The sequence below is a fragment of the Sorangium sp. So ce124 genome, assembly GCF_051525235.1.
Lineage (GTDB): Bacteria > Myxococcota_A > Polyangia > Polyangiales > Polyangiaceae > Sorangium > Sorangium atrum.
In genome coordinates, this window is sequence record NZ_CP150312.1 from 8,997,619 (window position 1) to 9,015,361 (window position 17,743).

Here is a 17,743-nt window from a genome sequence, read left to right on the forward strand (position 1 = left end):
CGGATCACCTCGTGATGCAGAACAGATCCCGCCGTTCGCCAGAGACCTGGAGCGCCGCCGCGTCGTCCTCGGGGCGAATCCGCTGCGGGTCGTCGATGGGATAGAGGACCGCGCCGCCCTGCCGCTGCATCTGGCGGAGCGCTTCGTCGACGGCGCCGGCCGGCGCCTCGCCGAGCTGCGCGCGGAGCTGCGCGAGCCGGACGAACTCGTTCAACACCCCACCCGTCACCCGCAGGTATGCCGCGAGAATCCGATCTTCGAGCGCCGCGGGCTCGGCCGCGCGCGGCGCCGGCGCGCCGGGTGCCTCGGGCCGTGTCGCTGCGCTCGCCGTCGCCTCCGGCGCGGCGGGCCGCGGCCTCAGCAGATGATCGAGCGCGAGGCCGTGAACCTCCATGTATTTGGCGAGCCTGGCGAGGAGCGCCTCCAGCACCGCCGCCGCGGACGAGGTCCGCGCGAACGTCGCCGCCAGCCCCTGGCGGTTCGCCCACACCCAGCCTTCATCCGTCACGTGGAATTTCGCGCCGTACGCCGGGTCATTCTTCCGGATGCCAGGCTCAATCGAGATCATCCTCGCGCCCTCGAGCCCTTTCAACGCGGCCCTGTCGAGCGTCACCTTCTGCTGCGACAGGGGCTTCCCATCGCCGGTGAGCAGCAGCGCCCAGAGGGCAAACACCTGCTTCCCCGTCAGTCCGCCGTTCGCTCGCTCGACGTCGCTCGGCGTCCGCTTCTTCGGCGCGGGTCGCGTTCGCTTCTTGGTCGCGCGTCTCTTGGGCGCGTTTGCTTTCGTCGTCATGGCCCCTCGGGGTTCACGGTCTGCAGCGCCGCGAGCGCTCCTACGGCTCACGGCCGGGAACTGCCATCGCCCAGCTCGCCGAAAAGCTCAACACCCATCACGACACCTCGCGGCCAAAGCGCAACGAGCCTGGGCGATGCGAGTCCGCGCTATCTCCGTCCGCGCTGTAACGCAACCTGCGTCTCGCGGCCGAGACACGCTCGTCCATCGATGCGGAGCCCCGCGCGCTCACCAGCTTTAAGGAGCGCGGCGCGCCGCCGGCGCCTCGGCCGCCAGCTGGCGCGCCTCGCGCAGCTGGTCGAGATCGACGGCATACGACGCCTGAAACCGATCGAAGCGCGATCCATGGCACGTGAGCAGGATGATCTGCAGCTCGTTCGCGGCATCCCGGAGGATCTGCACCATCGACAGGAAGCGCGCGTCGTCGGTCCACCCCATCGTGTCATCCAGGATCAGCGGGAGCGATCGCTGGTCCCTCGCCATCACGCGGGCAAGGCTCAACCGCACGATCACCGACAGCTGCTCTCGCGTGCCGCCGGACAGCTCGTCGAACTCCTCCGCTTCGCCGCGGCGCTTGATCTTGCCGAGCTTGAGATCCCCCGTCATCTCGATCTCGGTCCCGGGCCTCAGCCGAGCGAGGTACGGCTTCGCCTCCTCCACGACGGGCGCTAGGAAGAGGCGTTGCGACGCTTGGTAGGCGTCCTCTACGACCGCGCGAAGAAGGCGGGCCGCGTTCGCCTCCCGCGTGATCCGCACGAGATCCTGCGCGGCGTCCCGCTGCTCGGCCTCCGCGTCCCGGAGCGCCTCGAACCGCCCGTCGCCGGACGCCTTCTCGAGCAGCGTCCGGCGTCGCAGCTCCTCATCGTACAGGGCGGCGAAGCGCCGCTTGTGCGCGTCGATGGCGCCCTTCGCGCGGGGCACCTCGTCCCGCGCGATCTGAGGGATCGCCTCCGCGAGCTCGGTCGCGGCGCGCTCCGCGCGCTCGCGCGCCTGGACGAGCTCCCAGCGCGTGACCTCCGCCCGCTCGTAGAGGGCCACGTCGGCAACGGCCTCCCGCAGGCCGGCGAGCCGCTCGGCCACGACGCGGCGCCGCGCGGCCCTCTCGTTCCGGGTCGCCACGACCTCGCGGAGGCGTTGCTCCCGCGCGCGAACCGCGCTCTCCGCGCGCTCCAGCGCCTCCGCGGCGCGCTCCGCGCGTGCCTGCAGCGGGGGCAGCGCCTCGCGGGCCACGTCCACGTCCTGCTCGAGCGCGCCGGGCTCTCTCGCCGCATCCCCTCCGGCGGACGCCGCCGGAGCGGCGTCTACGCCCACGAGCGCCGCGGCGCGCGCTCGCAGCGCGTCCAGCCCGTCGGGCGCCACGCCCGCGAGCCGCCAGCGCAGGTCGGCGATCCGCGCGCTCACGATGCTCCTCGCCTGCAAGCGCGCGCGCGCGGCCCCGACGTCGGCCACGGCGGCCCGCTCCAGCGCCTCGCGAAGCCGCCGCTCGCCCCCATCGGCGTCGAGCTCTCGACCGACCTCACCCGGGACGATCTCCCACTCCACCCCACCCACCACCTCGGCACGCATCGCGCGCGGTACGGCCCATGCGCGCTGGGGCCCCGAGGCGACCGGACCGGCGACCGCGCGCACACGCGCCTGGCGACGCACGACGGCGGCTTCCGCCGTGGCGAGCGCGCGCTCGAGGGTCACGAGCCGCGCGAGCGCCTCCCCGGTGATGGGGTTCTGCGCCAGCGCGACCTCGATCCGCGCGTGATTCGCGAAGGCCTCCCTCGCCTCGGTGAACGCCTTCTCCGACGAGGCGCTTCGCCTGCGCGCCTTGTCGCCCTCCGCGCGGAGCGCCTCGATGCCGTCCGGCGCCGCCTTGGCGAGGCGCTCTTCCGCCTGCTCGCGGGCGGCGTCGAGCTGCGTCCACGCCCGGGCCGCCTGCGCCGCGCCCTCGAGGTCGGCGACCCCGAGCGCCTGGAGCATGGCGGAGAGCTCGCGCTCGCTCCGCTCGAGGATCGCCCGCGATTTCGCGAGGTCCTTGCCGCGCGGCTCGAGCGTGATCTCGGCGATGTCGTCGAGGATCACGGTGGTGCGAACCGCCGACGTGAACGCCTCGGAGGAGCCGGCGCTCACGGGTCTGGCTTCCTGCGCGCCCGGGAGCCGGATCCGCAGGTCGGCGAGCGCGCGGACCTCCACGCGCGTCGCGATGGCGTCGCACGACGCGCGCTGGACCGCGACGTCCCGCTCCCGCGCCCTGAGCGTGTCCAGCGCCCCCACGTCGACGCGGTGCTCGGCGAGGGCGCGCAGGCATTCCTCGCGATCGCGCTCCGCGCGTAGCGCCTCGTCGAGCGCGGCCTCGACCCGCGCGCGCTGGGCGCGATCCGCGTTCACCCGGAGCTCGAGCGCGTCGAGCCCCTTCGGCGCGAGCTTCTTCTTCAGCGCGACGAGGGTCTCGTCTTCCCGCGCGAGCTCGGCGCGCGCCGAGCTGGTCGCCCGCGCCGCCGCCACGTCCGCGACCCCGAGCGCGCGAAGCGCCTCCTCGAGCGCCGCCCGCTGCTTCTCGACCTCCGCAAGCGCCTGCGCGAGCCCGGGGTGGGCCGGCTCGATCTCCAGCCGCCCGAGCCCGGGCACGTCGATCGTCGACGCCGCGCCGACCGCGTGGACGCTCCGACGCCCGTCCGCCGTCAGCACGACGATGCGCGTCCCCTCGGCCTCGAGCCGAGCGCGGACGGCCCTCGTCCTCTCCGTGAGGACCTCGATCTCCTCGAGCAGCCGCTCGTCGAGCGCCTCCTCCTCCAGGCGACGGGACGCTGCCGCGAGCTCGGCGGCCACCTCCTCGGCCGCGCGAAGGTCGCCGGCGACGCGCGCCGCCTCGTCACGCCGGCGCGACCGGTCGAGGCTCGCCACGGCGCCGTCCAGCGCCGCTCGCGCATCGAGGACCGCCTCGCGCGCGGCGCGGGCGGCCTCGCGCGCGCAGGCGGCCTCGCGCCCCGCGCCCGCGATCGTCCGCGCGAGCGCGCTTGCGTCCTCGTCGCAGGCGGCCATCGCCGTGTCCAGCTCCGCCGCTTCGCCCACCAGCGCCGCGCGGGTCTCCACCTCGCGCCGAGCCGCCTGGCACCTCGCCTCCGCCGTCACGACGAGGTCGCCGGCGTCGCGCGCGCTCTCCTCGAGCGCGCGCACGCGGCGCTCCGCCGCGACGGCGACCTCGAGCTCTCGTTCGAGCTCCGGGAGCTTCCGCTCGGCGTCGCGCAGCTGCTCGCTGAGCTCCGCGTGTGTCCGCGCGAGCTCCTCGACCGCGGCCTTCGCCTCCACGATCCCCTTCACGCGCTCGTCGGCCGCCCTGAGCCTCTCCTGCGCCGCTCGATACTCGCCCGTCGGGCCCCTCGCGTTCATGAACAGCGCGGCGTGCTCGATCACGCGAGTGCGGAGTCGCTCGCCGTGCCTGCCGCCGAGCACCTGGCCGACCTGCCTGCCGATGACGTCCGAGAGCGCCCCGCGCACGTGCTCATCGAGCGAACCGCCCGGATCCGCCGACGCACTCTCGTCCTGCGCGACCCACAGGAGCCCCCAGAGCCCCATGTGGTTCCGCGAGCGGTCGCGCTTGCCGGGGCGCCGTCCTTCGAGCTGCGAGAGCAGCAGCTCCTCGGCGTTCGCGCCGTGGACCTCCGTGCCGTCGCGGTGGAGGTGAACGTCGACGACCGGCCTCTCCAGGAATCGCTTGTGCACGCTGACCCGCTCGCCGCCGAGCTCCAGCTCGACCCAGATCTCCGGCGCGTTCCGCGTCCCGCGCGTCCTGAGCGACTGAACGTGCTGGTTTTCGGAGTCGTGCCGCTCGAAGAGCGCCGCGCGCAGCGCCCTGACGAGCGTGGATTTGCCCGCCTCGTTCCGGCCGCCGATCACGTTGATCCCTGGGGAGAACGGCCCGAGATCGAACCGTCCGACCAGGTTGCCGACGTCCTGCACGCCGAGGCGGAGGAGCTTGATCCCCTTGTTCATGACGCGGCCCTGTAGAGGCGGAGAAGGAGGCGCAACGCCTCGGCGCGCTCCACCTCCGAGGTCCCGTCGATCGGCGCGCGGAGCCGCGCGACCGCCTGCCCGAGCCACCCCTCGGCGGGGAGGTCCGCCACGTCGGCCTCGCGGGCGACGATCTGAAGCCGCTCATCGCGCACCCGAAGAAAGCGAAAGCGGTGGCGCGCGGCCTCGACGAGCTCGTCGAGGCGGGCCCGCGTCGACGCGTCGATCGCCCCTGTCAGCGTGAGCTCGAGCAGCGTGGTCCCCTTGCGGGCGAACCCGTCGAGGTGGCGCTCGAGGTCGACGAGATCGGCGGCGCCGTCGAGGTGGCGCTCGGCGCTCTCCCAGACGAGGCCCGCGACGGGGCACGGCGTCACGCGCGGCGCCGCGCCGGGGGCCTCGATCTCCACCACGAGGACGCTGCCCGGGTCCTTCTCGGTGAAGTGCGTGGCCTCCGGCGTACCCGAGTACCAGGTGCGCTCGTCGATGCGGAGGCGCCCGTGCCAGTCGCCGAGCGCGAGGTAATCGAGGCGCGCGCGGGACGCGCGATCTGCAGGGATGGCGTTGTGGACGCGCTCTCCGTCGCCAACTACCCGATCGAGGAACTCCTTAATACCGCCGTGGGCGACGCCGATGCGCACGTGATCGCGCGGGCCGAGCTCCGGCGTGAGGTGCTCGGTGACGTCGCCGAGGGTGTGCCGTTCGAAGAGCGGACAGCCGAGGAGCGCGACGCCCTCGCGGACGATCACCGGCTCTCGCGAGCCGAGGAGGTGGACATGGCGCGGGCACTCCCGGCGCCAGAGCTCGCTGCGGTAGAGGGCGTCCGAGCTAAGCGGATCGTGGTTGCCTGGAAGGAGGTAGATCGGCGCCGGGATCTCGGCCATGGCCTCGAAGGCGCTGTGCAGCGTCGCCGGGCGCAGGCCGTGGTCCTCGAAGACGTCGCCGGCGACGACGATGAACTCGGCCTGGGCCTCGCGGGCGACGTTGCCGATCTCCCGGAGCGTCTCGAAGCGCTGGTTGCGCACGAGCGCGCCGGCATCGCCGGGGATGAAGCCCGCGCGAAAACCGAGCTGCCAGTCAGCGGTGTGGATGAAGCGGGTGGATGGACGCATGACGCACCGACGCGCTCGACGCGGAGCGCGCCGCCCCACCGTGGAGCCGGCGCCTCACGCCTCGAACGGACCCCGTGGTTTGACCGCGATCCCGCGATCAGCGCCATCGGCAGAGTTGCGTACGGGGCCTGTGGCACCGAGGCGCGGGCGCCCCCCGCGACGGTCTTGTCACACGTCGAACCACGCCTCGTATAGGAGCAGCATGAGGCTCCTGCGGTCCCCAACATCAAGCTTGTCGTAGATGCTCTTCAGCTGCTTCTTCACCGTCTCCGGTGCGTTCTTCACGTCCTTGGCGATCCGCTTGTCCTCCCAGCCGCGGCCGGCCCTGGAGGCCACAGCACGCTCGCGCTCCGTGAGCTTCTCTGCGAGCGCCTTGGGCACGGGAGGGATGTCCTGCACCTCGCGGAGCACCAGCGCCCAAGACGGCTCGCCGTTCGGCTCGGACAAGGCCAGGAACCGCACCCTAAGGCTCGCTCCATTTCTCTTCCTCTTCCACCGCCGTGCCCCCTCCTCGCCCGCCCTCCGCGCGTACCGCGCTCTGGCCAGCTCCTCGAGCAGCGGCCGCGGCAAGCTGCCAGCGACGCGCTCGCCGGGCTCGAACCACCTGTCGAGCAAGCCGGCAGCTCCCGCCGTTCGGTCGAGCTCCCGCCCGGTGGAGCGCACGAGGATCATCGCGCGGCCCTCTCCCACGAGGAGCGCCTCCAGGGCCGCGTCCCAGCACACCGCCATTGCGGACGACCAGCAGTTGCGGACCGCGTGGGCGATCGATCGCGTGAGCTCCTGCAGCACCGCCTGATCGCGCAGGGAGAACGGGCGCGGTCGAGCCCGGTAGAGCGAGAGGCCGCTTTGAAAGCCGGCGCCGACGGGCAGCATGACGGCCATCACCTGCTCGATCGGCGTGCCCAACTCGCGCGCCCACTGATACAGCTCGTTCCGTTGGAAAGCCCTCCGGTCGATCATCTGGTCGTCGCGCAGCACGACGCCCGGGTTCGACTGCACCGCGTTGAGCACGAAGTCGGAGGTCTCCATCTTCTCGTAGGCGCCGAAGAACGCCTTTGGCAGGCCCTTCTCGACCCAATCGAGCTTGGCCCCGCGCTCCAGCGACGTCGTGGCCAGCGCAGCGAAGTCGGCTCCGACGAGCGGCAAGAGCAGCGAGAACGTATCCTCCAGCAGGTCGTGCACATCGCGCGCCGCGACGAGCGAGGCGCTGATCTCCAGCATCTTCCGCAGATCATGGCTCCTGAGCGAGATCCCGTCCGCCATGGGCCCAGGGTACCACGGGCCCGCGGCGCGGCGGCAGCTCAGCGGCGATCGAGGGCGCGCTGAAACGCCTCGGTGCGCACGGCGTCGGCGAGGTCGACGACGAGCGGCAGCGAGCACACGGTATAGCCCCGCTCCCGGATAGGCCGCCCCATGTAGCGCGCCGCGAGGCGCCCGAACGTCGACAGGGTGCGCGGCAGCCGCAGCCCCTGGAGGTCGCCGGAGCGCGCCCAGGCGCGCTCCGCCGGCGTGTAGAACGGCCGCACCGAAGGTCCCGACGCGCTCGCCCCCGGCCTCGAAACGACGCGCCACCGGGGGCTCACGAGGCCGTCGCGCTCGGCGATCCGGTAGGCGATCTCCGCGTCCTCCAGCGCGTCGGTCTCCGCGTTGCCCGCGCCGACCCAGTGCGTGAGCCCGACGCGCAGGCTCTCGCATACCATGGCGAGGTACAGCGCGCGCAGCACCGCCGCGCCCCGGTGCTCCGGGACGACGCACATCCGCGACACCTCCGCGACCGAGACGCCGCCGCCCACGAACGGGCCGAGGTCGTAGCGCGCGGCGAGATCGACCCCGAGCGGCTGCCCGATCCTCTGGGCCACATCCGGGTTCGGGCGGATGAGGCGCGCCGTCGCCGCCGGGAAGCCGTCGACGTAGGCGATGAAGTGGAGCGTCGTCTCGAGATCATCAAACCCATCCATCTCCCGTCCGAGCATGGCGGCGTGACGATCCACGAGGCCTTTCTCGGTCACGAACACATGATACCGGACGCGCTGGGCATCCGCGATCTTCCCCTGAGTATCGGCGATTCCGGCACCAATCTGCTTCTTCATGGCTCCTCCGCAACAGGTCTGTTGGAGCGGACAGGCGGGGTCGCCGGCGGCGCGCGCCGCCGGCGACCCCGCGTGAGTGACCGCTCGATGTCGTCGAGCGCCGCCGGCTCAGCCAGGCGACGAGAAGAATCCGGGGAAGAACTGCCGCGTTCGGCGCGCCGAACGCACGATCGCCTCGGCGTCCGATTTCGCGGTGAAGCCGCGCAGGACGCCGGCGAGCCGGTCGATGTGGCCGCCGTCCGCCTCGGCGTGCCCGCGCAGGAACGTCACGGCCCCCTCGACGCCGCGGATACGGCTCCTCCGGAGGAGGTTCTGGACGGCGACGGGCGCCCGCCGCGCCGACAGCGCCTCGAGCACGTACGCGGTGCCGAGGAAGGCCGCGCCGCACCCCTGCTGCGCCTCGAACCGGTGCGTCGAGATGTACGCCTGGACGGCGACGTTCGGACCTGCGTCGTTCGCCCCGAACCCGAGCGCGGCGCGATCGTTCCGCGCCCACACCTCGTGTCCGGCCTCCTCATCGGATTTCTCGATCAACAGGCGCGCGAGCGACGGGTGCCGGCCCGTGACCAGCAGGCGCTCCGCCGAGGAGCGGAGCAGCTCGCGCGCCACCCCGACGTAATGCTGGGTTTGATCGAGGTAAGCCGCGTAGCGCCGGGCGGTGATGGTGCCGGCGAAGAGCGTCCGCGCGACCGGGTGCTCATCGAGACTCTCGATCAGCTTGTCGGTCTCTCGATCGAGACGGAAAACGAGATCTTTCATGGCGTGATGCCTCCAGGACGGCGGAGCGGGAGCCCTCCGTGGGCCCGCCCCGTCCGCCGTCGCAGGGGGCGCTGGAGCAGCCGGCGAGCCATCGACAAAAACGATTAAAATCGATTGGTTACAGACTCACAGAGGCGGCGCTCGGGGCCCGATTTGCTGCAGGTTGCAGCAGCTCGCGGCGCGCTCGCAGGCCACGCCCCCTTACCCCGACGGGGGGATGGTCTCCGTCGGCGGTGCAACTCACGATCAGGGGAGAGAGCGGCGCCGGCGGGTCGGCCGCGCGGCGCCCGGGAGCGAACAGCCATGCCGTCGATGAGACCGAACGGAACCTTCCCTGCCAGCCCTCGCCGCAACCTCCGAGCGCGCAGCGAGAACCGGCGCGCGCCCCCGCGCGCGCCCGCCGATCCCTCGGCGAGCCCGGCGCTCACGCCTCGCCAGCGGGACGTGGTCGCGCTGCTCGTCGGAACGGGGCTGTCCTACAAGCAGATAGCCGCCCAGCTCGCCCGGAGCGAGGGGACCGTCCGGACGCACACGGAGAGGATCTACCGCGCGTTCGGCGTCCACTCGCGCCTCGAGCTCATCGTCGCTTATCGGTCGCTGCAGGACGCGCGCTCCGGTGCCGCTTGACCTCCGCCGACGTCGCCGCGCGTCGGATCGCCGGGGCTGTTACGCTCCTCGCCGACACTGGCGGCGTCTCTCTCGATGCCCAGGAGATCCCTCATGAAACACAAGGCCGAGCTCGACCTGGATCCCGAGCTCACACGGCGGACGCTGAAACTGGCGATGATGGATGACGACGTGCTCATCACCGGTCCGAGCGGCTCGGGCAAGAGCGCACTCGCGCGGTGGATTCACGAGCGGAGCGCCCGCCGGGGCAAGCCGTTCTTCCCCCAGAACTGCGGCGCGATCCCCAAGGGGCTGGAGGAGAGCACTCTCTTCGGCCACGAGCGCGGAGCGTTCACGCACGCGCTCCAGGCCACGGACGGCATCGTGAAGCGGGCGGAGGGCGGGACGCTCTTCCTCGACGAGATCGGCGAGCTTCCGCTCGCCGTTCAGGTCAAGCTGCTCACGCTGCTTCAAGAGCGCACCTATCGCCGGGTGGGCGGCGTCGACGACCTCCACGCGAGCTTCCGGCTCATCGCGGCGACGAACAGTGACCTTCTGGAGATGTGCAATCAGGGGCATTTCCGCGAAGATCTCTATCACCGCATCAACGTCCTCCCGATCGCCCTCGACCCGTTGCGCGACGATCCGGAGCGGGCCTCGCGGATCGCGGCGGAGATATTGAAGACATCGACTCTGTCTCCGGAGCGCGCGGCCGACGTGCTGGCCGCGGTAGGGCGCCTGGCAGACCACCCGGCGGCGTGGCCTGGCAACATCCGTGAGCTCGGCACGTTCGTGAAGCGCTGCCAGCTCGACAAAGTCGAGGACGTGGAGCGCTGGATCCGGGCCGAGTGGGCGCGCCGGAGGACGCCTGAGAGCGCGGATCGCCTCACCGCGTTCGCGCCGAGCGTCAGCCCGTCCCTGGACGACCGGAGGCGATATGCGGGGATGATCCACGACCTCGCGGCGCGCGGGCCCCGTCCGAAAGCCGCCGTGTCTCGGCAAGGGTCGCAGGATCTCGCGGGCCGCCTCCTCGACGTCTTCCCCGAGCCGCTCTCGCTCGACGACGTCCAGGCGGTGCTCGGGGCGCGCGACCGGCGCACGCTCGACAACAACGTCGACCTCCTGGAGCGACACGGGTTGATCCGGACCGTCGCGCGGGGCATCGTGGCGGTATGGCCGCCGGCGACGTCAGCGGTCCTGGGCTACCGTCAGGGCACATGGATCCCGGCCGGATCCGGCGAGATCCTCTCCCTCGCCAGCGGCGATCGGGTCCGGATTGAGGTCACCTCGAGGTGCGCCGGCAGGCTCAGCGTCGTGCTGGTCACCCACCGGCGAGGAGACTCACCGGCGCCCAGCGTCCTCGTCGAAGGCAAGGCGCTGATCGCTTCGAAGCCGACGGTGCTGGAGATCGAGCTCCACGGCGCGGGCGGGATCGAGCAGGTCTTGCTGCACGTGGGTCCATCCGCGCACCGCAGCGGCCACCTCGTCGAGCCAACGCTCGACGAGGCGATCATGCCCGACTCTGCCGCGCTGGAGGAGGGTCGCCGCCTGGCGCTCGCTCGTTGGGGCCACGGGTGGTTGGCCGAGCACCTCGTGTTCCATATGCACGGCGGGTGAGCGGCGCCGCGGGGGGCGGCGCGCTGGCGTGGCATCTCCGAGATCCCGCCGGGAGTCCGGCACACCTCGCCCGGACTCCCGGCGGTGAAGCTAACCGAGCCGCTCGCACTCCGAACAGCGCTTCTTGCCTCCCCGCCCCTGCAACCGGTGATCGGGCTTGATCGCCTTTCCGAACTTGCAGTCGCTCTGATCATGATACACCTCCCGGTGATCGGGCGGATACTCGGGAGTGATCGTGTGAAACTCTCTCACCTTGGCCATAAAATCCTCCTGAGCGGAGCGCGCGCGAGTGACGGTATCGCGCGTCGTGCGGGTTGACTCCAGGGATCGTAGCCAGGCCACGCGATCGAGGCCATACGAAGATCTGCGGGTGGGAGCGGACGAAGCGGAGGACATACTGTTCAGGGCGCGCGGGGCGCGGCGGATCCCGGGACGTGCCGGCGCCGTGCGCCAGCCGTGGAATCGAGCGCGCGGCCTGAACGGCCTCATCAACGCCCACGTGAAGCACCACGATGAACAGAAGACTCTGTAGCCCGCGCCGCCCAACACCGCCAGCGCAGCAGACGACGCACGCGGCCCCCGACGCCGGATGACGAGGATCAGCGCCATGAAAGTGAAAGTTCGCCCCTTGAACATCAGGCTTCTCAAGCCGACCGTGGCCGCTGCCAGAGATGCATTTCGAGACCCGGCGTCGCTGACCCCACACCCCCTCAAGAAGAACATCGGCTTCAAAGGCTCCCTGTTCGTCCCCACCGCCCCTTCACGCAAGCCGCCCGCCTGGGTCGAGCTGCTCAACGAAGGTGTCAGGTCGCCCCTCTCCCTGGTCAACGCGTCCTCGTCGGCGGTGCTGATCGTGGAGACCAGCGACCGGTTCTTCGCGATAAGCTTCGGGTACGGGAGCAACCTGCTGCGCCAGGAGCTCATCGAGCGAGACTTCGGTCTCAAGGTGGCCCTCAACACAGTCGACCCCGATGCGCTTCGCAGCGTCGACATGGACACCAGGGAAGACCTGACGTTGCACACGAGACGTCAAGCGAGCGCGGGCTCCCGTTTGCTGACGTTCGGGCTGGACGTCACGCGGGATCTCATGCGCTCCGTCACCGGTCAGCTGAGAGACCCGAGCATCGGCAAGCAGGTCACAGGCAGCGACGCCCTCGCCCTCAACGTGCAGATCGAGTTCACCGGCCTCGGCGCGAAGTGCGACCGGCTGCTTCATGAATACGGAAAGAAGGATTACCTCAAAGAGTTCGCGTTCGTCGACCACGTTCGAAAGATTCGCGATCCCAACCTAAAAGACGAGCTCGACCAGCTGCTTGTCCAAGGTCTACGCGCTGGCACCTCGACGAGCGGTTACCTCGCCGCCCCGAAGCCCATCGAGTGGGATCGGTTCTCGGCCTTCAATTACTCCACCGAAGCCCACGCAGACGATCACCTCGACCTGGATCTCGCGCACTACCTCGGCACGTTGGACACAGGCGCGCTCTCCATCAGCAAACTAAGGCGTGATCGCATAGGGGTAAAGTACGCCGACGCCGACGTCACCCGAGAGAAATGGTCTATCTACGACGCGCTTGTGTACGAGGCGACACACAAGGGCAATCTCTACGCGCTGTCGGCCGGAGAGTGGTACGTCATCGAGCCAAGCTACGCGCGACGCATCGAGAACGACATCAAGCAAATCCCCGCTTCCGGGCTGAAGCTGCCCGCCGCGAACCCGGACGAGGTGGAGAAGGACTACAATGAGCGCGTCGCCGCCACGATGAAAAACATCGCGCTCCTCGATCGTGGGAACAGGAGCGTGACTGGCGCCAACGCTCCGATTGAATGCTGCGACCTTCTCACGCTCGGTGGACAGCTCGTGCACGTGAAGAGGAAGACGCGGTCCTCGACGCTCAGCCACCTATTCTCGCAAGGCGTCGCCTCGGCCGAAGCGCTTGTCTCGGACAATGGGTACCGCAATAAGGTCGCCTCGCTGCTGAAGCGCCACCCCAACCACGCCACCCTGTTCACCGCTCCCACGTTCGACGCCACGTCGTTCGAGATCGTCTACGCCGTCATCACCAAGCGCACGGCCACCTGGCCCTCATCGCTCCCGTTCCTGAGCCAGCTCAACCTCGCTAACGCGGCGAGGGTCTTGCGGCGAATGGGCTACAAGGTCTCCTTGCTGAGGGTCGACGTGCCGTGACCCTCGCGCTCCTGCGGCGAGCGAGCGCCCGCTCAGCGCCATCATCACCGTCGGGCCCTCGCCGGCGACCCGCTCCCGTCGCGACACAGGAGGGCGGAGTCCTCGCGACGTGAAGGGCTCAAGGCCACGCGACTGGGCTTGCGGCACGCGGAGCTGAGGGCCGGCGCTCACACCTCGAACAGCAGGAACGACTTCCCCGTCAGCTTCCTGAGCAGCGGCATCGCCACGTTGTAAACCGGAGTCCCGTTCGACATGCGCCCCTCGAGCGCCCCGTGGTGCGCGTGGCCGTGGAAGACCACGTCGGCGCCGTACAGATCGATCGGCGCGGCCAGGCGGCTCGTCCCAAGGAAGGGCCTTATCTCCACGTTCTCGCCGACGGTCGTCTCGAGGATCGGCGTGTAATGCATGATCACGATCTTCTTCTCGCTGTCGAGCTGGGACAGCGCCGCCTCGAGCTTCAGCGCCTCGGTCACCGCCTCCTGGACAAAAGCCTTGAGCGGGCCCTCGCCGAACGCCTGGAGCGTCGCGCTCCCGAAGCCGCCCATGAAGCCCTTCACCCCGGCGACCCCGATGTCGTCGCGCAAGATCAGGTGATCCCCGTCGAGCACCTCGACGCCCGCGTCGCCCAGGAGCTTCGCTATCTCGGCGCCCGCCCCCCGGTCGAGATCGTGGTTGCCCAGCACGGCGGCGCACGGCACGGAGAGCCCGGCGAGCGCGTCGGCCAGCACCTTCGCCTCCTCGGGATGGCCGCGATCGGTGAGATCGCCGCACAGCACGAGCAGCTCCGCCTCCGCGTTCACCGCCTTCACGAGCTCGCGCATCCTGGCGCCGTGCTCCGGCCGGCAGTGCAGATCCGAGGACGCCGCGATGCGGCGCTTGCCCGGCTCCCCGTTCCCTCCGGCGACGGCGGCGCTCATGGTCCCGGCTTGCGGACCCGCGCCGCCTCGACCTCCACGCCCGGCTCCTCCGCGTCGCCCTGAGCCCCGTCGCGGCCCGGCCTCTCCTTGCCGAGATTGCCGAGATTGCCGAGATTGCCGAGATTGCCGAGATTGCCGAGGCGAGGCCGCCCCGCCGCAGACCGCCGGCGCTTCCGGCCCAGCGCCCCCCGCGCCGCCTCGGGCGCGGCCCCAGGGGGCGCCACCACGAGCCCGAGCTTCTCATAATCGTGCGCGTACTGCCGCCTGCTGATCAGGTTCCCCCGGCAGACCCGGAGCGGCGCGTCGCCGGCCCGCATCTGCTCCAGCGTGCGCCGGCAGAGCTCGTCGATGAGCCACCCGGGCACCCGGCTCCGCGCGCCCGGATAGACGAAGCGGTACAGCGTCAGGTGCGCGAACAGGACCTCCCAGTAGGGACCGAACCGGGCGAGGAGCCTCTCCCAGTCCATCTCGTCCCCGCACGCGTAGATGAGGTGGTTCACGTCGGCGCCGTCGTACCGCTCCCGCTCGTCCACGAACGCCTTCGTGAAGATGATCTCCTCCACCGGCGCGATCAGGCAAGAGTGCCCCAGGATCGTGGCCGGACGCGCGTGCTCGAACCAGCCGCCATCCACCACGGCCAGGCCGTTGCTCGACGAGAAGATGAGATCGATGAAACGATCGCCCGCGTAGGCCTTCCCGATCCACAGCGGATCGATGAGCTCCGTCGCGAAGCCGGCCCGCTCCAGCGCCCTGAACGCCGCCGGCACCTCGCGCTCGTCCAGCATCACGTCGAGATCCTTCGTGTCCCGGAAAATGCCCGTGTACGCGAAGAAGGCATACGCCCCCGCCACCATGAACGGCACGCCGGCGCAGAGGAGGGCTTCCATCGCCCTCACCCTCACCTCCAGCTCGCCCGCGCGGGAGAGCTGGCCGGCGGGGTCGTCGAAGGCTGGAGGAGCGAGCGCCGCGCGCTCGCCTGCGCGCGTCGCCCGGGCTGAAAGCGCGTGCTCCGCGTCGCCTGCGACAGGGGATCCGCTGCGGACCATCCCCCTCTGCGTAATGAACAGGACGTGCGATGGCGACCCCCCTCCCCCCTCACGCGCCCGGAACATGCGTGGACACGTGGATACGTGGACACGTGGTCCACGCCGGAACGACGCGAACAAGGGAAGAGAAGCGGGCTCGTCCTCGCTGACCATTGCACGACGAGGCGGGTCTGGCTCAAGCTCGCCTGCCGGGGCCGCTCGGCGCGCCCCGAGCTGGCAGGCGACGAGCCGCGGCCCCCGACGCTCGAAGAGGAGGCACATCCGTGAACACCGCCATCGCGACGATCAATCCAGCGACCGGAGAGACGATCGAGACGTTCGAACCCCTCTCGTCAGCGGCGCTGGAGCAGAAGGTGGCGCGCGCGCACGCCGCGTTCCGCAGCTTCCGGCAGACCCCGATCGCCGAGCGGGCCCAGAAGCTGCGCCGGGCAGCCGACATCCTCGACGGCGAGAAGGAGCAGCTCGGGCAGCTCATGACGCTCGAGATGGGGAAGACCATCGGCTCCGCCATCGCCGAGGCCCAGAAGTGCGCGACCGCGTGCCGCTACTACGCCGACAACGCCGAGCGCCTGCTCGCCCCCGAAGAGGTCGCCACCGACGCGGGCAGGAGCTACGTGGCCTTCCATCCGCTCGGCGTGGTGCTCGCGATCATGCCGTGGAACTTCCCGTTCTGGCAGGTCTTCCGCTTCGCCGCGCCGGCGCTCGTCGCAGGCAACGTCGGCCTCCTCAAGCACGCCTCGAACGTCCCCCGCTGCGCGCTCGCCATCGAGGACATCCTCCGCCGGGCCGGCTTCCCGGAGGGGGTCTTCCAGGCGCTGCTCGCGGGGACCGACGTCGTGCCGCGCCTCCTCGCCGACCCGCGCATCGCGGCCGCGACGCTCACCGGCAGCGAGAACGCGGGGCGCAGCGTCGGCGCCCACGCCGGAAAGCACCTCAAGAAGGTGGTGCTCGAGCTCGGCGGCAGCGATCCGTTCATCGTCATGCCGAGCGCCGACCTCAACGCCGCCGTGGGGACCGCCATCCGTGCGCGCATCATCAACAACGGCCAGTCCTGCATCGCGGCGAAGCGCTTCATCGTGCACGAGTCGATCGCGCCCGAGTTCGAGCAGCGCTTCGTCGCGACCATGCGGCGCCTGCGGGTCGGCGACCCGATGGATCCGTCGGTCGACGTCGGGCCGCTCGCCACCCCGCAGATCGCCGCGGAGCTCGAGGAGCAGGTGCGGGCGTCGGTGGCCGCGGGCGCGCTCCTCCTCACCGGAGGCAAGCGGCTGAAGGGGCCGGGCAACTACTTCCCGCCGACCGTGCTCACCGACGTCCAGCGCCCCTCCCCCGCCGCCGACGACGAGCTCTTCGGCCCGGTCGCGGCGGTCTTCCGCGTCACCGACCTCGACGAGGCCATCCACATGGCGAACTCCACCCGGTTCGGCCTCGGGGCGAGCGCCTGGACGCGCGACGCCGACGAGCGCGAGCGCCTCATCAACGAGCTCGACGCCGGCCAGGTGTTCGTCAACGGGATGGTCGTGTCCGATCCCCGGCTGCCGTTCGGCGGCGTCAAGATGTCCGGCTACGGCCGCGAGCTCTCCTCGTACGGCCTGCGCGAGTTCGTGAACGTCAAGACCGTCTGGATCGCCAAGGACGAGCGGCCGAGGGGCCTGCCTGCGTCCGAGTGATCCGAGGAACGGAGCGACCGAAGGACGGCGAGCTCGAGCGATCGAGCGATCGAGCGACCGAGCGATCGCCGGGTGAGCCGCGCGGCCGCCGTCCGGCCGCCGCTTCCCCGGCGTCCAGCGACGGGTGATGATGGTGGCCATGTCGCTCCCCGGCTTCACCGAAACGCAGTTCTCGCACGACGGCGTGGCGCGGGTGGTCTACCGCCGCGGCGCGGGCCCGGGTGTCGTCGTCATGCACGAGATCCCGGGCATCACCCCGTCGGTCGCGGCGTTCGCCGAGCGCGTGGCGGACGCCGGCTTCACCGTCTTCATGCCGCACCTCTTCGGGACGCCCGGCAAGCCGGACACGCCCCCCTACATCGTCGAGCAGCTGGCCCGCGCCTGCATCAGCCGCGAGTTCCACGTGCTCGCGTCCAGGCAGGCGAGCCCGATCACCGACTGGCTGCGCGCGCTCTGCCGCGACGTCCACGCGGAGCTCGGGGGCAAGGGCGTCGGCGCGATCGGCATGTGCCTGACCGGCAACTTCGCGCTGGCGCTGATGGTCGACCCTGCCATCGCGGCGCCCGTGCTGAGCCAGCCGTCGCTGCCCTTCCCGCTCTCGCGCGAGCGCCGGGCCGGGCTCCACCTCTCCGACGACGGCCTCCGCACCGTCAAGGAGCGCGTCGCCGCCGGCACCCCGGTGCTCGGGCTCCGCTTCACCCGCGATCCGCTGTGCCCGAAGGAGCGGTTCGACCGGCTCCGAGCCGAGCTCGGCGACGGCTTCGAGGGGATCGAGATCGACTCGTCCGCAGGCAACCCCCACGGGATCCGGCGCACCGCCCATTCGGTCCTGACGCGCGATCTGGTCGACCGCGAGGGCCACCCGACGCGCGAGGCGCTCACGCGCGTCCTCGCCTTCTTCCGCGAGCGACTCCACCCCTGACCGCCCGGCGCGAACGCGAGAACGCGAGAA

14 protein-coding genes are annotated in these 17,743 nt (G+C 71.0%); 5 read left to right on the forward strand and 9 right to left on the reverse strand.

Annotated features, from left to right (window positions below; all coding sequences use genetic code 11):
* Positions 1–4 precede the first annotated feature (4 nt).
* The 6 genes from WMF19_RS33640 to WMF19_RS33665 form a co-directional block, all read right to left on the reverse strand.
* A complete protein-coding gene (locus WMF19_RS33640; RefSeq protein ID WP_437894096.1) occupies positions 5–793 on the reverse strand; it encodes a hypothetical protein in 789 nt (262 codons plus the stop codon).
* 237 nt (positions 794–1,030) lie between these two features.
* Entirely contained in the window at positions 1,031–4,774 is a 3,744-nt protein-coding gene (locus tag WMF19_RS33645; protein WP_437894097.1) for an AAA family ATPase, read from the reverse strand.
* A complete protein-coding gene (locus tag WMF19_RS33650; RefSeq protein WP_437894098.1) occupies positions 4,771–5,901 on the reverse strand; it encodes a metallophosphoesterase family protein in 1,131 nt (376 codons plus the stop codon). Before WMF19_RS33650 ends, WMF19_RS33645 begins: the two co-directional genes overlap by 4 nt.
* 168 nt (positions 5,902–6,069) lie before the next feature.
* Entirely contained in the window at positions 6,070–7,164 is a 1,095-nt protein-coding gene (locus WMF19_RS33655; protein ID WP_437894099.1) for a LuxR C-terminal-related transcriptional regulator, read from the reverse strand.
* Between the two features lie 38 nt (positions 7,165–7,202).
* The gene (locus WMF19_RS33660) at positions 7,203–7,991 is read right to left on the reverse strand and encodes a GNAT family N-acetyltransferase (RefSeq protein ID WP_437894100.1); all 789 of its coding nucleotides are present in this window, start codon (positions 7,989–7,991) and stop codon (positions 7,203–7,205) included.
* 108 nt (positions 7,992–8,099) lie between these two features.
* Positions 8,100–8,750: an iron-containing redox enzyme family protein gene (locus WMF19_RS33665; RefSeq protein ID WP_437894101.1), complete on the reverse strand. Its 651-nt coding sequence runs from the start codon at positions 8,748–8,750 to the stop codon at positions 8,100–8,102.
* A gap of 312 nt (positions 8,751–9,062) precedes the next feature.
* Between WMF19_RS33665 and WMF19_RS33670 the strand changes: the two genes are divergently transcribed.
* The gene (locus tag WMF19_RS33670; RefSeq protein WP_437894102.1) at positions 9,063–9,377 is read left to right on the forward strand and encodes a response regulator transcription factor; all 315 of its coding nucleotides are present in this window, start codon (positions 9,063–9,065) and stop codon (positions 9,375–9,377) included.
* Positions 9,378–9,470: 93 nt separating this feature from the next.
* A complete protein-coding gene (locus WMF19_RS33675; protein ID WP_437894103.1) occupies positions 9,471–10,973 on the forward strand; it encodes a sigma 54-interacting transcriptional regulator in 1,503 nt (500 codons plus the stop codon).
* Positions 10,974–11,063: 90 nt separating this feature from the next.
* Here the strand turns inward: WMF19_RS33675 and WMF19_RS33680 are convergent, their stop codons facing one another.
* Positions 11,064–11,234 (reverse strand): hypothetical protein, encoded by a 171-nt coding sequence (locus tag WMF19_RS33680; protein ID WP_437894104.1) that lies wholly within the window; start codon positions 11,232–11,234, stop codon positions 11,064–11,066.
* Between the two features lie 346 nt (positions 11,235–11,580).
* Here WMF19_RS33680 and WMF19_RS33685 point away from each other — a divergent pair, with 346 nt between their 5' ends.
* Entirely contained in the window at positions 11,581–13,158 is a 1,578-nt protein-coding gene (locus WMF19_RS33685; protein ID WP_437894105.1) for a DUF6119 family protein, read from the forward strand.
* 167 nt (positions 13,159–13,325) lie between these two features.
* On the opposite strand, the gene WMF19_RS33690 is transcribed toward WMF19_RS33685, so the two are convergent.
* Both WMF19_RS33690 and WMF19_RS33695 read right to left on the reverse strand, forming a co-directional pair.
* The gene (locus WMF19_RS33690; RefSeq protein ID WP_437894106.1) at positions 13,326–14,075 is read right to left on the reverse strand and encodes a metallophosphoesterase family protein; all 750 of its coding nucleotides are present in this window, start codon (positions 14,073–14,075) and stop codon (positions 13,326–13,328) included.
* Entirely contained in the window at positions 14,072–15,121 is a 1,050-nt protein-coding gene (locus tag WMF19_RS33695) for a hypothetical protein (RefSeq protein WP_437894107.1), read from the reverse strand. Before WMF19_RS33695 ends, WMF19_RS33690 begins: the two co-directional genes overlap by 4 nt.
* 263 nt (positions 15,122–15,384) lie before the next feature.
* Here WMF19_RS33695 and WMF19_RS33700 point away from each other — a divergent pair, with 263 nt between their 5' ends.
* Both WMF19_RS33700 and WMF19_RS33705 read left to right on the forward strand, forming a co-directional pair.
* Complete coding sequence (locus WMF19_RS33700) at positions 15,385–16,791, forward strand: NAD-dependent succinate-semialdehyde dehydrogenase (protein WP_437323956.1); 1,407 nt, start codon at positions 15,385–15,387, stop codon at positions 16,789–16,791.
* Positions 16,792–16,930: 139 nt separating this feature from the next.
* On the forward strand, positions 16,931–17,713 hold the full coding sequence (locus tag WMF19_RS33705; RefSeq protein WP_437323957.1) for a dienelactone hydrolase family protein: 783 nt from the start codon (positions 16,931–16,933) through the stop codon (positions 17,711–17,713).
* Positions 17,714–17,743: the final 30 nt, after the last annotated feature.

Excerpts from the sequence above, each read along its gene's own strand:
- WMF19_RS33640 (WP_437894096.1), bottom strand. The coding sequence starts at position 793 with ATGACGACGAAAGCAAACGCGCCCAAGAGACGCGCGACCAAGAAGCGA.
- WMF19_RS33645 (WP_437894097.1), bottom strand. The coding sequence starts at position 4,774 with ATGAACAAGGGGATCAAGCTCCTCCGCCTCGGCGTGCAGGACGTCGGC.
- WMF19_RS33650 (WP_437894098.1), bottom strand. The coding sequence starts at position 5,901 with ATGCGTCCATCCACCCGCTTCATCCACACCGCTGACTGGCAGCTCGGT.
- WMF19_RS33655 (WP_437894099.1), bottom strand. The coding sequence starts at position 7,164 with ATGGCGGACGGGATCTCGCTCAGGAGCCATGATCTGCGGAAGATGCTG.
- WMF19_RS33660 (WP_437894100.1), bottom strand. The coding sequence starts at position 7,991 with ATGAAGAAGCAGATTGGTGCCGGAATCGCCGATACTCAGGGGAAGATC.
- WMF19_RS33665 (WP_437894101.1), bottom strand. The coding sequence starts at position 8,750 with ATGAAAGATCTCGTTTTCCGTCTCGATCGAGAGACCGACAAGCTGATC.
- WMF19_RS33670 (WP_437894102.1), top strand. The coding sequence starts at position 9,063 with ATGAGACCGAACGGAACCTTCCCTGCCAGCCCTCGCCGCAACCTCCGA.
- WMF19_RS33675 (WP_437894103.1), top strand. The coding sequence starts at position 9,471 with ATGAAACACAAGGCCGAGCTCGACCTGGATCCCGAGCTCACACGGCGG.
- WMF19_RS33680 (WP_437894104.1), bottom strand. The coding sequence starts at position 11,234 with ATGGCCAAGGTGAGAGAGTTTCACACGATCACTCCCGAGTATCCGCCC.
- WMF19_RS33685 (WP_437894105.1), top strand. The coding sequence starts at position 11,581 with ATGAAAGTGAAAGTTCGCCCCTTGAACATCAGGCTTCTCAAGCCGACC.
- WMF19_RS33690 (WP_437894106.1), bottom strand. The coding sequence starts at position 14,075 with ATGAGCGCCGCCGTCGCCGGAGGGAACGGGGAGCCGGGCAAGCGCCGC.
- WMF19_RS33695 (WP_437894107.1), bottom strand. The coding sequence starts at position 15,121 with ATGGTCCGCAGCGGATCCCCTGTCGCAGGCGACGCGGAGCACGCGCTT.
- WMF19_RS33705 (WP_437323957.1), top strand. The coding sequence starts at position 16,931 with ATGTCGCTCCCCGGCTTCACCGAAACGCAGTTCTCGCACGACGGCGTG.